A 13,528-nucleotide genomic window follows, 5' to 3' on the forward strand; every position below is an offset into this window, starting at 1 on the left:
GGAGTTCATGCATGGCCTGGTTCGACCATGAAGGCTGCAGCCTGCATTACGAGGAATACGGTCACGGCAGCCCGTTGATCCTGATCCACGGCCTGGGCTCCAGCAGCCAGGATTGGGAACTGCAGATTCCGGTGCTGGCCCGGCATTACCGCCTGATCGTGGTGGATGTGCGCGGTCACGGGCGCTCCGACAAACCTCGCGAGCGCTACAGCATCAAGGGTTTCACCGTCGACCTGCTCGCCTTGATCGAACACCTGAACCTGCCGCCCGCTCATGTCGTGGGCCTGTCCATGGGCGGCATGATTGCCTTCCAGCTGGCGGTGGACGAGCCTGCCCGGATCAAGAGCCTGTGTATCGTCAACAGTGCGCCCGAGGTCAAAGTGCGCAGCGCCGATGATTATTGGCAGTGGGCCAAGCGCTGGAGCCTGGCGCGAGTGCTCAGCCTGGCCACCATCGGCAAGGCCCTGGGTGATCGGCTGTTCCCCAAACCGCACCAGGGCGACCTGCGGCGCAAGATGGCCGAACGCTGGGCAAAAAACGACAAACGTGCTTATCTCGCCAGTTTCGACGCGATTGTGGGCTGGGGCGTACAGGAACAACTTTCCAGGATCACCTGTCCAACCCTGGTCATCAGCGCCGACCACGACTACACACCCGTGGCGCAAAAAGAAATCTATGTAAAACTGCTGCCCGATGCGCGACTGATGGTGATTGAAGATTCCCGCCATGCCACGCCTCTGGATCAACCCGAAGTCTTTAACGCTACCCTGCTCGATTTTCTAAAGACAGTCGAAACCACTACCCAGGATCACTGACCCATGTTGAAAAAAATCGCCTTCTTTGCCGGTTCTGTTTTGTTCGCCGCCAACCTGATGGCCGCCGAGCCCGCCAAGGCGCCTCACGTCCTGATCACCACCACCAATGGCGACATTGAAATCGAACTGGACCCGGTCAAGGCGCCGATCAGCACCAAGAACTTCCTGGCCTATGTCGACAAAGGCTTCTACACCAACACGATTTTCCACCGCGTGATCCCGGGCTTCATGGTCCAGGGCGGCGGATTCACCGCGCAGATGTCGCAAAAGCCAACCGAAGCACCGATCAAGAACGAAGCCAGCAACGGCCTGCACAACGTACGCGGCACCCTGTCGATGGCCCGCACCAATGACCCGAACTCGGCCACCAGCCAGTTCTTCATCAACGTGGCCGACAATGCTTTCCTCGATCCGGGCCGTGACGCCGGTTACGCCGTATTCGCCAAAGTGGTCAAGGGCATGGACGTGGTCGATATCATCGTCAACTCGCAGACCACCACCAAGCAAGGCATGCAGAACGTGCCTATCGATCCTGTTCTGATCAAGTCGGCCAAGCGCATCGACTGAGGTCTGCAGGTAGCTCCGCGCATGGCCCACAAGGCCACGCGCGCATTTGAACAGGAGAGCCCGCCAGGCGGGCGTCAACCTAATGCTCTATCGTCGTTTTGAACAACTGATCGATATTTTCCGCGCTGCCCCCAGCGACGCCCCGCCCGACAAAGTCCTGCCCTTCTACCTCTACTACCTGCGCCAGGTGTGGCCAAGCTTTGCCGCGTTGCTGGTGGTAGGCCTGATCGGTGCGTTGATCGAAGTGGCGTTGTTCAGCTACCTGAGCCGTATCATCGATCTGGCCCAAGGCACACCGCCCGCCAACTTCTTCCAGGTTCACAGCGCCGAGCTGATCTGGATGGCCGTGGTCGCCCTGCTATTGCGCCCGATCTTCAACGGCTTGCATGACTTGCTGGTGCACCAGACCATCAACCCCGGCATGACCAGCCTGATTCGCTGGCAAAACCACAGCTACGTGCTCAAGCAGAGCCTGAATTTCTTTCAAAACGATTTCGCCGGGCGTATTGCCCAGCGCATCATGCAAACCGGCAACTCCTTGCGTGACTCGGCGGTGGCGACGGCGGAAGCCATCTGGCACGTGTCGATCTATGCGGTCAGCGCCCTGGTGCTGTTTGCCGAGGCCGACTGGCGGCTGATGATCCCGCTGATCACCTGGATCATCTGCTACAGCCTGGCCTTGCGTTACTTTGTGCCGCGCGTAAAAGAGCGCTCGGTGATTTCCTCTGAAGCGCGCTCCAAACTGATGGGCCGCATCGTCGACGGCTACACCAACATCACCACCTTGAAGCTGTTCGCCCATACGCAGAATGAGCAGGAATACGCCAAGGAAGCGATCATCGAGCAGACCGAAAAAACTCAGTTGGCCGCCCGCGTGCTGACCAGCATGGACGTGACGATTGCCATCTTGAACGGCCTGCTGATCGTCACTACCACCGGCCTGGCTCTGTGGCTGTGGACCCAGTCGCTGATTTCCGTGGGCGCGATTGCCCTGGCCACCGGACTGGTGATTCGTATCGTCAACATGTCCGGCTGGATCATGTGGGTGGTCAACGGCATTTTCGAAAACATCGGCATGGTGCAGGACGGGCTGAAAACCATCGCAGCGCCGCTGGCGGTCACCGACCGCGAGAATGCCCCACGCCTGAACGTTCCCCATGGCGAAGTACGCTTTGAGCAGGTGGATTTCCACTACGGCAAAAAGAGCGGGATCATTGGCGGCTTGAACCTGACGATCAAGGCCGGGGAAAAGATCGGCCTGATCGGCCCGTCCGGCGCGGGCAAGTCGACCCTGGTCAACCTGCTGCTGCGCCTGTACGACCTGCAAGGCGGGCGCATCCTGATCGACGGGCAGAACATCGCCGAGGTCGCTCAGGAAAGCCTGCGCGCACAGATCGGCATGATCACCCAGGACACTTCGCTGCTGCACCGCTCGATCCGTGACAACCTGCTGTACGGCAAGCCGGATGCGACCGATGAAGAACTGACGGCCGCCATCCACAAGGCCCGCGCCGATGAATTCATTCCGCTGCTGTCGGACGCCGAAGGGCGTACCGGGCTGGACGCCCATGTGGGTGAGCGCGGGGTCAAACTCTCCGGTGGGCAACGCCAGCGCATTGCCATTGCGCGGGTGCTGCTCAAGGACGCGCCGATTCTGATCATGGACGAGGCCACCTCGGCGCTGGACTCGGAAGTGGAAGCGGCGATCCAGGAAAGCCTGGAAACCTTGATGCAAGGCAAGACGGTGATAGCGATTGCGCACCGGTTGTCGACTATCGCGCGAATGGACCGATTGGTGGTGCTGGAGAAAGGGCAGATTGCCGAGACCGGTAGCCATGCCGAGCTGCTCGCCCATGGCGGGTTGTATGCGCGGTTGTGGCAGCACCAGACCGGCGGGTTTGTCGGCATCGACTGAGGCTGACAACCCTGGCCCCTGTGGGAGCTGGCTTGCCTGCGATAGCGCAGTGTCAGTACCAAATTGGCTGCCTGGCACACTGCAATCGCAGGCAAGCCAGCTCCCACACTTAACAGCGTCAGGCAGCCTATTCTTCAGGCCCTGGCGCTTTTTTATGGCCTGGACTTGCCCACAAACCCTGCTTCAATCAAAGCAGTGCCCAGACGGGCGCTGAAGTAAATCTGCAGGGAGCATCATTGATTTACTGATTGGGTAGAGCGATCTATCAAGGACGTGTTGCATGTCTTTGTTCAAACGTTCAATCACAGAGGGGTTGGGTACGTTTTGGCTGGTGTTGGGCGGTTGCGGGAGTGCGGTGTTGGCCGCAGCGTTTCCCGCCGTCGGGATTGGGCTGTTGGGTGTGGCCCTGGCGTTCGGGCTCACGGTGTTGACCATGGCGTTTGCCATCGGGCACATCAGCGGCTGCCATCTCAACCCGGCCGTATCAGTAGGCTTGGTAGTGGGCGGGAGGTTCCCGGCCAAGGAGTTACCGGCTTATATCCTCTCGCAGGTTATCGGCGGCACGGTCGCCGCCGCGCTGTTGTACTTCATTGCCAGCGGCAAACCCGGGTTCGAACTGGCATCGGGCCTGGCTGCCAATGGCTATGGCGAGCATTCGCCGGGCAGTTACTCAATGGCAACGGGGTTTGTCTGTGAGCTGGTGATGACGGCGATGTTCGTGCTGATCATCCTTGGCGCCACTGACCGTCGTGCCCCAGCGGGCCTCGCGCCCATCGCCATCGGCCTGGCCTTGACCCTGATCCACTTGATCTCCATCCCCGTGACCAATACCTCGGTCAACCCGGCCCGCAGTACCGGCCCGGCGCTGATTGTCGGCGGGTGGGCGCTTCAGCAGTTGTGGATGTTCTGGCTGGCGCCCATTTTGGGTGCGGTGATCGGCGGCGCGACCTATCGATGGCTGGGCGAGGAGGACCCAGCCTGAGGTCAAGGGGTTCAGCCCTGCCGATAAGGCAGGGCTGTCCTCGCTTCTTCGGCATACGCCAGAATCCCCACGCGCTCGCGCTCGAGGAAATCTTCCACGGCATTCTTCAGGCCCGGATGGCGCAGGTAGTGCCACGACCGGGTGATCACTGGTTCAAACCCGCGAATCAATTTGTGCTCGCCTTGGGCGCCGGCGTCGAAGCGCTGCAAGCCGTGAGCAATGGCGTAATCCATGCCCTGGTAGAAGCAGGTTTCGAAATGCAGACGATCGAATTCCGCCAGGCAGCCCCAATAACGCCCGTAGAAGCTGTCGCCACCGATCAGACTGAAGGCCATCGCAACCGGGCGCGCGCCCTGTTTAGCCAGCACCACGCGAATCGCTTCGGGCATGCGCTCGGCCAGCAGGCTGAAAAACGCCCGCGTCAGGTACGGCGACTGGCGGCGCACGGCGTAGGTGTTGGCGTAGCAGGCGTAGACAAAATCCCACTGCGCTTCGCTCAACTCATGGCCTTGCAGCCATTCGAACTCGATGCCCTGCCCCGCCACTTGCTCGCGCTCTTTGCGCATTTGTTTGCGCTTGCGCGAACTCAAGGCGTCGAGGAAATCCTGGAAGTCGCGATAACCGCGGTTTTGCCAATGAAACTGGCAGCCCAAGCGCTGTAACCAACCTGGATGCTGCGCCAAGGCTTGGTCGGCCAGAGGATCAGTGAAATTGATGTGGGCGCTGGAGAGCCCTTCGATTTCCAGGTAGCCCGGCAGGCTGTTCAGCAGCTCGAAGCCATCTTCGGCGCTCCTGGCCAGCAAGCGCGGCCCGCTGACCGGGCTGAACGGCACTGCGGTCAGCAACTTTGGGTAGTAATCAATGCCTGCCCGCTCACACGCATCGGCCCAACCGTGATCGAACACGTACTCACCGTAGGAATGCCATTTGCGGTAGCTGGGCATTGCTGCCACCAGGCGATCGCCTTCCCAGTGCAGCAAATGCTCAGGTTGCCAGCCCGATTGCGGGCCCAGGCTGGCGCTGTCTTCCAGCGCACTCAGGAATGCATGCCGCACAAAGGGTTGGGCCTGCGGCACGAGGGCATCCCACACCTGCGGGGCGATTTCGGACAGGGCGTCCAGGCGTTGCAACGGCATCGGCATCCTCACTACTTCAGGGCGTGAAAGCCTGGCGAGTATCGCTTATCGCTGGCCTTCGCACACGCTCAAATGGCACGACAAAGGCCGAATCAAATAGTTCCTTCTTAAATATTTTGTCATCTACATGACATCACTTAGCCACTGCCCCGTCATAAGTGATCGTGATACTGACGCCTGTTTTTAGAGCGCCTGGTTCTAGCAGGCGGCTATTTTCCGTCCGTCATCGGTCGGTTGTGTCCTGGGTGGTTTGCCATCCCTCCTCACTTTCGGAGATTGATATGCGTCTTGCTTCCACTAAAACTGCGGCGGCCCTGTGTGGCGGCCTGTTGCTGGTCCTGAGCGTTCCGGCCAGCGCTGCAGTCGACGCTAAATTGCTCGACATGCTCAAGGCCAACGGCCAGATCACCGCTGCGCAGTACACCGAACTGCAAGCGGAATTGGCCAAGGACCAGAAAGAAAAGCAGATCGCACAGCAAGCTCAACAAGAGACCAACGAGCAGATCGCGGCCACCGCGAAAAAAACCAATGACCTGAGCGTGTTCGACCAGAAACTGGCCTGGGCCGCGCGCACTCAACTCAAGGGTGACGTGCGCTTCCGTCAGGAAACCGTGAAGATCCAGGGCGAATCCAACAACGGCGGGCGTGACAAGGACCGTCAGCGCATCCGTGCCCGCCTGGGCGCCTACACCGAGGTCAACTCGCAGGTCGACACCGGCATTCGCATTGCCACCGGCAGCAGCGACGACGCGCGCTCCACCAACCAGGACCAGGACAACTACTTCGACAAGAAGTCGATCTGGCTGGACCTGGGCTACATCGACTACCACCCGGACCAGATCAAAAACCTGCACGTGATCGGCGGCAAGATGCTGCAGCCGTGGGTCAACATGGGCGACGTGATCTGGGACAGCGACATCAACCCGGAAGGCCTGGCCCTGACCTACAAATACCCATTGGGCAGCAGCGCCGAGTTGTTCGGCAGCATCGGCAACTACAACCTCAAGGACAACGTCGACGGCGACGGCGTGCAATTTCGTCACGACCTGCGCCTGACGTCCGGCCAGCTGGGCACGCGGTTCTCGGTGACTGACAACTTGAAAATGACCCTGGGCGGCAGCGTCTACGCCTACCAGAACGACAAGGACAGCCGCTGCACGACCACCACCACGCCTTGCGCATTGGCGGTCAACGGCAACTCGGCCGACAACCAGTTCCGCCTGTACGAAGGCTTCGCCCAAGCCGACATCGGCGGCCTGGCAGTGCCATTGGCGTTCTATGGCCAGTACGTGAAAAACAACGACGCCGTGACCGATCAGGACACTGCCTGGTTGATCGGTGCCAAGTCCAAAGTGTTCGGCTTGAACCTGGACTACAACTACCGCGATATCCAGCGTAACGCCGTGGTGGGTGCCTTCACCGACTCGGACTTCGCCAACGGCACCACCGGCTCGCGCGGTCACAAGATGAAGGTCAGCTACGACATCGACAAGAACTTCGCCCTCGGCGCCACGTACTTCCTGACCAAGGCTGACTATGCCAGCCGCACGCAGCGGGATGCCAACACCAACACCCTGCAGCTGGATGCTGAAGCCAAGTTCTAATGAGTGTGCAATAAACCTTGGGCCAGGACGGCCCGAGGTGGTTTCAACAGCCTTGCGTGGGTGGATCGCCCCTCATCATCCGTTCGACTCACCCACGCGAGCCTGCCTTTGCCCGTGTTTATTGGTCCTTCAGCCGCTCGGCCACCAGCCGGTCAGCCAATGCGTCCACATCCTTTACCGGTTCTTCCGGCATGATTTTCAAAGTCGCCTGCATCAGGCGCATCTGACGGATAAATCGCCGGCAGTTAGGGCAAAACATCAAGTGATGACGCACCAGCAGACGCTCGCGGAAGGTCAATTGCCCATCGAGGTAGTCACTGGAACGTGCCACTTGTTCTTTGCAGGTCAACATTCGCCCGTTTCCTCAAAATGCTCCACCGTGGCGAAGACTTTAAGCCGTGCCCGATGCAACAGCACACGAACATTGGAGAGCGAGAGCGTCAGAAGATTACAAATCTCTTCCAACTCCAGGCCTTGGCGCTCACGCAGCACCAGCACGCTGCTTTGCAGCTCCGACAAACTCAGCAACGTATGCTCCAGGCACTTGCGCAATTCATCCTCGGTCAACAACGCTTCCGGGGTGTCCTGGTGCCAGGCGTATGGGGCGACGGCCCAGTGGCCATCGTCGGGGACGAAGCGATCGTCACCGATGGTGCCGTGAGGTGAGGGCAAATCGTCAAGCAACACTTCCCGGCGATTTTGTTTATAGCGGCCCTTGGCGGAGTTGGCGGTGATGGTCAGCAGCCAGGTCTTGAGGCTGGAACGCCCTTCGAACTTGGCCAGGTTGCGCACCACCGACAACCACGCGTCCTGCACCACTTCGTCGGCGTGGCGCTGGCCGACAATGGCATAGGCCACTGCGCGCATGGCGCTCTGGTAGGTGGTGACCAATTCCTTATAGGCGCGCTGCTCGCCCTTGAGCAGCCGTTCCAGCAGGTGCGCGTCGTCGGCGGCTGCCATCGTTTACCTAAATCCTGCTGTGGAAATCCGATACCTGTGGGAGCTGGCTTGCCTGCGATAGCGGCGGTGACTCCACTATCGTCATCGCAGGCAAGCCAGCTCCCACATTAAATCTGGCCAAATCCAACGATTAGCGTTTACGCAGGATCACGCTGCCGATCGAGTAACCCGCACCGAACGAACTGAGCACCGCCACGGCTCCTTTTGGCAAGTCGTCCTGGTAGGTGTGAAACGCAATCACCGAACCTGCCGAACTGGTATTGGCGTAGGTGTCGAGAATCACCGGCGCTTCTTCCACCGAGGCTTCGCGGCCCAGCAGCTTTTTCACGATCAGGTGGTTCATGCTCAGGTTGGCCTGGTGCAGCCAGAAACGCTTCACATCGGTCACATTCAGCTGGTTTTCGTCCAGATGCACACCGATCAGTTCGGCAACCATCGGGCAGACGTCACGGAAGACCTTGCGACCTTCCTGTACGAACAGCTTGTCCGGCGCGCCGATGCCCTCTTCCGCCGTGCGGTTGAGGAAGCCGAAGTTGTTGCGGATGTTGTTGGAAAACTTGGTCAGCAGTTTGGTGCTCACCACGTCGAACTGGTGCTCGGAAGTCGCCAGGTCGGCGCGCTCGAGAATCACGGCCGTAGCCGCATCACCGAAGATGAAGTGGCTGTCGCGGTCACGGAAATTCAGGTGGCCGGTGCAGACTTCCGGATTGACCATCAGGATCGCCCGCGCCTGGCCCAGCTGGATGCTGTTGGCGGCGTTCTGGATACCAAAGGTCGCCGACGAGCACGCCACGTTCATGTCGAAACCGAAGCCTTCGATACCCAGCGCTTCCTGGACTTCGATGGCGATGGCCGGGTAGGCGCGCTGCAGGTTGGAGCAGGCGACGATCACGCCGTCGATGTCGGCGGCAGTCTTGCCAGCGCGCTGCAGGGCCTGTTCGGCCGCGCCAACCGCCATCTGGCAAAGCACCGACCACTCGTCATTGCTGCGCTCAGGCAAACGCGGGGCCATGCGCTGCGGGTCGAGAATACCGTCCTTGTCCATGACAAAACGGCTCTTGATGCCCGATGCTTTCTCGATAAAGGCCGCGCTGGACTCAGTCAGTGCCTGAACCTCACCGCGCTCGATGGCGGCGGCGTTGTCAGTGATGAACTGCTGAACATAGGCATTGAAAGACTGCACCAGCTCTTCGTTGGAGATGCTGTTGGCCGGGGTGTACAGGCCAGTGCCGCTGATGACGACGTTATGCACGGTCGTTCCTCTAAATCTGTCAGGCAGAAGATATTGGTACCGTCGTACCAAACTTTAAGTCGTTCGATTCCGTCCAGCGGGCATCAAACTGGCAACGCTTTATTCCAGTACGCCGCGGCTGAACACCAGCCCTTCACGACGATCCCGGCATTTATGACCGCGAAGTTTGCCACAACCTCGGGGATTTGGCGCCATTTCCCGGATAAACCCGGTGCTGACTGTGGGCGCTGGCTTGCCTGGGATGGCATCCCAGTGTTTTGACTGATACACCGCGGTGTCTGCATCGCAGGCAAGCCAGCTCCCACATGAGATCGGTTTTGCTCTGGAAGCCAAGAAAGCCTCAGGCTTCCACCTGGCTCCACTGCTTGCTCAAACGCTTATCGGAAATCGGCACTTTGGTGCCCAACTGCTGGGCAAACAACGACACGCGATATTCCTCCAACCACCAGCGATACAGCTCCAGCTGAGGGTCGCGCTTGCCTTCCTGGGCGTGTTTGTTCTGGCGGTTCTGGTATTGGGCCCACAGGCCGCTCAGCTCGGTGCTCCACACCCGGTCTTTTTGCACCTGGCTGGGCAGTTTCTCCAGGCGCAGCTCAATGGCCTTGAGGAAACGCGGCAGTTCCTTGAACCACTGCGCCGGGGTTTCCCGCACAAAACCTGGGTACACCAGATGGCTCAGCTGCTGCTTGATGTCATTCAAGGCCACCGCCTGGGCCAGGTCGATCTTGCCCTTGAAGCGCTTTTGCAAGCCATGCCACAGCTTCAGCACTTCCAGCGTCAGGCGGGCCAGGCGCTCGGCGTGCTCGGTCCAGCTGCCGCGCTTGCGTTCGGCCAGGGCCGCCAAACCTGCACCGTCACGCGGCAAGCTGGCTTCGCCTTCCAGTACGCAGGTGTCGAGGCTGGCCAACAGAATGTCTTCCACCAGTGCGTCGATGCGCCCCAGTTCGCGGTACATCAGGCCCAATTCGGTCAGGCCGGGCAATTTGCCGCGCAGGAATTTGGCCGGCTCGGCCAATTGCTGCAGCAGCAGACGCTGCAACGCGCGACGATGCTGGAACTCCGCCTCGGCGGCCGTCGAGAACCGCCCTTCCTTGACCGTGCCATTCTCTTCAACCAGCGCCGGGTAGACCGTCATCGACAGGCCGGCGATCTTTTGCTGGGTCTTCTCGGCCACCGCCGCAAACACCTTGGCTTGCACCGGCTCCTGGCTTTTCGCGGTTTGCGGCACGGCCAACGCGGCCTGGCTGGCCTCGGCAAAACGCGCGGTCAGCTCGGCCAGGTCGCGCCCTTCGCCGAGGAACTTGCCTTGGCCGTCGACCACTTCCAGGTTCATCTTCAGGTGGTTTTCCACCTGCTGCGCCGCCTCGGCCCAGGCTTCATCGCTGACCCGTGCGCCGGTCATGCGCAGCAGTTCGCGCCCCAGCGCCTGGGGCAGCGAGCCCTGGCCGAATTCGATGCGTTGCAGCGCCGCCTTGACGAAATCCGGCACCGGTACAAAGTTTTTGCGCAGCGCCTTGGGCAGGTTGCGCACCAGGGCAATGCACTTGGCTTCGATCACACCCGGCACCAGCCATTCCAGGCGCTCCGGCGGCAACGCCGGCAGCAGCGGCGCCGGCACGCGCAGGGTCACGCCGTCGCGTGGGTGATTGGGCTCGAAGTGGTAACTCAAGGCCAACTCCAGATCGCCCAGGTGCAAGGTGTCGGGATAATGCAGGGCCGTGACTTCACTGGCCTCGCGGGCCAGCACGTCTTCCTCGCGCATGATCAGCAGTTGCGGGTCTTTCTGGCTGTTGACCTTGTACCAGCTGTCGAACGTCGCGGTCTGGTGGATCTCCGCCGGCAAGCGCGCATCGTAGAAGGCGTACAGGGTTTCTTCGTCCGCCAGGATGTCGCGGCGGCGCGCCTTGGCCTCCAGTTCGTCGAGCTGCTCCAGCAGTTGCTGGTTGGCCGTCAGGCACTTGGCCCGCGACTGAATCTCGCCGCGCACCAGACCTTCGCGGATAAACAGCTCGCGCGACACCACCGGGTCGATCGGCCCGTAATGCACCGGCCGGCGCCCAACCACAATCAGCCCGAACAGGGTGATCTGCTCAAAGGCCACCACTTGGCCGCGCTTCTTCTCCCAATGCGGCTCGAAGTGGTTTATCTTGATCAGGTGCCCGGCCAGCGGCTCGATCCAGTCGGCATCGATCTTCGCCACCATGCGCGCATACAGCTTGGTGGTTTCCACCAGTTCGGCGGTCATCAGCCATTGCGGGCGCTTCTTGCCGATGCCCGAGGACGGGTGAATCCAGAAGCGCCGCTGACGCGCGCCGAGGTAATCGCCGTCTTCGGTCTTCTGGCCGATCTGGCTCAACAGGCCAGACAACACGGCCTTGTGCAGCTTGGCAAAGTCCGCCGGCTCCTTATTGACGGTCAGCTGCATGTCGCGGCAAATCAGGCTGAGCTGGCGATGGGAGTCGCGCCACTCGCGCAGGCGCAGGTAATTCAGGAAGTTCTTGCGGCACCAGTTGCGCAACGGGCTGGCGGTCAGTTCCTGGCGCTGTTCCTCAAAACCGCGCCACAGGTTCACCAACCCGGCGAAGTCCGAATCCGGGTCCTTCCACTGGGCGTGAGCCTGGTCGGCCGCTTGCTGGCGTTCCGGCGGACGCTCGCGCGGGTCCTGAATCGACATGGCACTGGCGACGATCAGCACTTCCTGCAAACTGCCCAGCTTGGCGGCTTCGAGCAGCATGCGGCCCATGCGCGGGTCCACTGGCAGGCGCGCCAGTTGGCGGCCCAGCGGCGTGAGCTGGCTGTTACGGTCGACCGCCGAAAGCTCTTGCAGCAGGTTGAAACCGTCGCTGATGGCCTTGCCGTCCGGCGGCTCGATGAACGGGAAATCGGTGATTTCGCCGAGGCGCAGGTGCAGCATCTGCAGGATTACGGCGGCAAGGTTGGTGCGCAGAATTTCCGGGTCGGTGAATTCCGGGCGGCCAATAAAATCCTCTTCGCTGTACAAGCGGATGCAAATACCCGGCTCGACCCGCCCGCAACGGCCTTTACGCTGGTTGGCGCTGGCCTGGGAAATCGCCTCGATCGGCAGGCGCTGCACCTTGGCGCGGTAGCTGTAACGGCTGATGCGCGCGGTGCCGCTGTCGATCACATAACGGATGCCCGGCACGGTCAGCGAGGTTTCCGCGACGTTGGTCGCCAGCACCACACGACGGCCCGGGTGGGACTGGAAAATGCGCTGTTGTTCAGCCGGTGACAGGCGCGCATACAGCGGCAGAATTTCGGTGTGCTTGAGCTGGGCCTTGCGCAGCATCTCGGCGGCGTCACGAATCTCGCGCTCGCCCGGCAAGAACACCAACACATCACCGGGGCTGCGCCGTTCGCTGCGCTCATAGGCGGCAATTTCATCCAGGGTGGCGAGGATCGCCTGGTCGACGGTCAAGTCGTCCTCGACGCGGTTGCCCTCCTCGTCCTGCTCCAGGGTCAGCGGGCGATACCAGGTGTCCACCGGGAAGGTACGGCCCGAGACCTCAACAATCGGCGCATCGTCAAAGTGCTTGGAAAAACGCTCCAGGTCGATGGTCGCCGAGGTGATGATGACTTTCAGGTCGGGGCGACGCGGCAACAGGGTTTTCAGGTAGCCGAGCAGGAAGTCGATGTTCAGGCTGCGTTCGTGGGCTTCGTCGACGATGATCGTGTCGTAGCGTTCCAGGTAGCGGTCGTTCTGGGTTTCCGCCAGCAGGATGCCGTCGGTCATCAACTTGATCAGGGTGTTGGCGTCACTCTGGTCTTCGAAACGCACCTGATAGCCGACCAGCGCGCCCAACGGCGTGGCCAGTTCTTCGGCGACGCGGCTGGCGACGCTGCGCGCGGCGATTCGGCGCGGCTGGGTGTGGCCGATCAGGCCGTATTGGCCACGGCCGATTTCCAGGCAGATTTTCGGCAGTTGGGTGGTTTTACCCGAGCCGGTTTCACCGGCGATGATCAGCACCTGATGCTTTTGCAGCGCGTCTTTGATCTCGTCGCGCTTGGCGGCAATCGGCAGGCTATCGTCGTAGCGAATCACCGGCAGGCTGGCGCGCCGCGCCGTGACCTGTGCGCAGGACGCCTGCATGCGCGTGACCCACTGCGCCAGCTTGTCCTCGTCGGGCTTCTTGCGCAGCTCGAGCAACTGGCGCCGCAAGCGGTGGCGGTCGGCGAGCATGGCGTGATCGAGGTTTTTCAGCAGTTGGTCGATAGCGGGCGCTTGGTCAGTCATCAGATGCGTTTGGGTCGTCTATTTATGCAGGGGCCGGATTGTCGC

10 protein-coding genes are annotated in these 13,528 nt (G+C 61.0%); 5 read left to right on the plus strand and 5 right to left on the minus strand.

The window, feature by feature from the left end; translation table 11 throughout:
• Positions 1-11 precede the first annotated feature (11 nt).
• From L8K08_RS08315 to aqpZ, 4 genes are all read left to right on the plus strand, one after another.
• Positions 12-815, plus strand: coding sequence for an alpha/beta hydrolase (locus L8K08_RS08315; protein ID WP_242195737.1), 804 nt, complete (start codon positions 12-14; stop codon positions 813-815).
• Positions 816-818: 3 nt separating this feature from the next.
• A complete protein-coding gene (locus tag L8K08_RS08320; protein WP_106576379.1) occupies positions 819-1,382 on the plus strand; it encodes a peptidylprolyl isomerase in 564 nt (187 codons plus the stop codon).
• 82 nt (positions 1,383-1,464) lie between these two features.
• Positions 1,465-3,297 (plus strand): ABC transporter ATP-binding protein, encoded by a 1,833-nt coding sequence (locus L8K08_RS08325; RefSeq protein ID WP_242195740.1) that lies wholly within the window; start codon positions 1,465-1,467, stop codon positions 3,295-3,297.
• Between the two features lie 280 nt (positions 3,298-3,577).
• Positions 3,578-4,279 (plus strand): aquaporin Z, encoded by a 702-nt coding sequence (gene aqpZ, locus L8K08_RS08330; protein ID WP_242195743.1) that lies wholly within the window; start codon positions 3,578-3,580, stop codon positions 4,277-4,279.
• A gap of 11 nt (positions 4,280-4,290) precedes the next feature.
• Here aqpZ and L8K08_RS08335 read toward each other — a convergent pair whose 3' ends face one another.
• Positions 4,291-5,415: a GNAT family N-acetyltransferase gene (locus L8K08_RS08335; protein WP_242195746.1), complete on the minus strand. Its 1,125-nt coding sequence runs from the start codon at positions 5,413-5,415 to the stop codon at positions 4,291-4,293.
• Positions 5,416-5,696: 281 nt separating this feature from the next.
• On the opposite strand from L8K08_RS08335, the gene L8K08_RS08340 reads away from it, so the two are divergent.
• Positions 5,697-7,019, plus strand: coding sequence for a putative porin (locus L8K08_RS08340; RefSeq protein WP_242195749.1), 1,323 nt, complete (start codon positions 5,697-5,699; stop codon positions 7,017-7,019).
• Between the two features lie 118 nt (positions 7,020-7,137).
• Here L8K08_RS08340 and L8K08_RS08345 read toward each other — a convergent pair whose 3' ends face one another.
• From L8K08_RS08345 to hrpA, 4 genes are all read right to left on the minus strand, one after another.
• Entirely contained in the window at positions 7,138-7,371 is a 234-nt protein-coding gene (locus L8K08_RS08345) for a zf-HC2 domain-containing protein (RefSeq protein WP_106576374.1), read from the minus strand.
• Positions 7,365-7,979 carry a sigma-70 family RNA polymerase sigma factor gene (locus L8K08_RS08350; RefSeq protein ID WP_064453547.1) on the minus strand — a complete coding sequence of 205 codons (615 nt, stop codon included), beginning with the start codon at positions 7,977-7,979 and terminating at the stop codon, positions 7,365-7,367. Before L8K08_RS08350 ends, L8K08_RS08345 begins: the two co-directional genes overlap by 7 nt.
• 130 nt (positions 7,980-8,109) lie before the next feature.
• Entirely contained in the window at positions 8,110-9,231 is a 1,122-nt protein-coding gene (locus L8K08_RS08355) for a beta-ketoacyl-ACP synthase III (protein WP_242195752.1), read from the minus strand.
• A 340-nt stretch (positions 9,232-9,571) separates the two neighbouring features.
• The gene (gene hrpA / locus L8K08_RS08360; RefSeq protein WP_242195756.1) at positions 9,572-13,483 is read right to left on the minus strand and encodes an ATP-dependent RNA helicase HrpA; all 3,912 of its coding nucleotides are present in this window, start codon (positions 13,481-13,483) and stop codon (positions 9,572-9,574) included.
• Between the last annotated feature and the right edge of the window lie 45 nt (positions 13,484-13,528).

The sequence above is a fragment of the Pseudomonas sp. TREG-RG-20F-10-E-6-01 genome, assembly GCF_022662455.1.
Taxonomy (GTDB): Bacteria; Pseudomonadota; Gammaproteobacteria; order Pseudomonadales; family Pseudomonadaceae; genus Aquipseudomonas.

Coding starts and splice junctions, on each gene's coding strand:
- L8K08_RS08315 (WP_242195737.1), top strand. CDS start 12: ATGGCCTGGTTCGACCATGAAGGCTGCAGCCTGCATTACGAGGAATAC.
- L8K08_RS08320 (WP_106576379.1), top strand. CDS start 819: ATGTTGAAAAAAATCGCCTTCTTTGCCGGTTCTGTTTTGTTCGCCGCC.
- L8K08_RS08325 (WP_242195740.1), top strand. CDS start 1,465: ATGCTCTATCGTCGTTTTGAACAACTGATCGATATTTTCCGCGCTGCC.
- aqpZ (WP_242195743.1), top strand. CDS start 3,578: ATGTCTTTGTTCAAACGTTCAATCACAGAGGGGTTGGGTACGTTTTGG.
- L8K08_RS08335 (WP_242195746.1), bottom strand. CDS start 5,415: ATGCCGTTGCAACGCCTGGACGCCCTGTCCGAAATCGCCCCGCAGGTG.
- L8K08_RS08340 (WP_242195749.1), top strand. CDS start 5,697: ATGCGTCTTGCTTCCACTAAAACTGCGGCGGCCCTGTGTGGCGGCCTG.
- L8K08_RS08345 (WP_106576374.1), bottom strand. CDS start 7,371: ATGTTGACCTGCAAAGAACAAGTGGCACGTTCCAGTGACTACCTCGAT.
- L8K08_RS08350 (WP_064453547.1), bottom strand. CDS start 7,979: ATGGCAGCCGCCGACGACGCGCACCTGCTGGAACGGCTGCTCAAGGGC.
- hrpA (WP_242195756.1), bottom strand. CDS start 13,483: ATGACTGACCAAGCGCCCGCTATCGACCAACTGCTGAAAAACCTCGAT.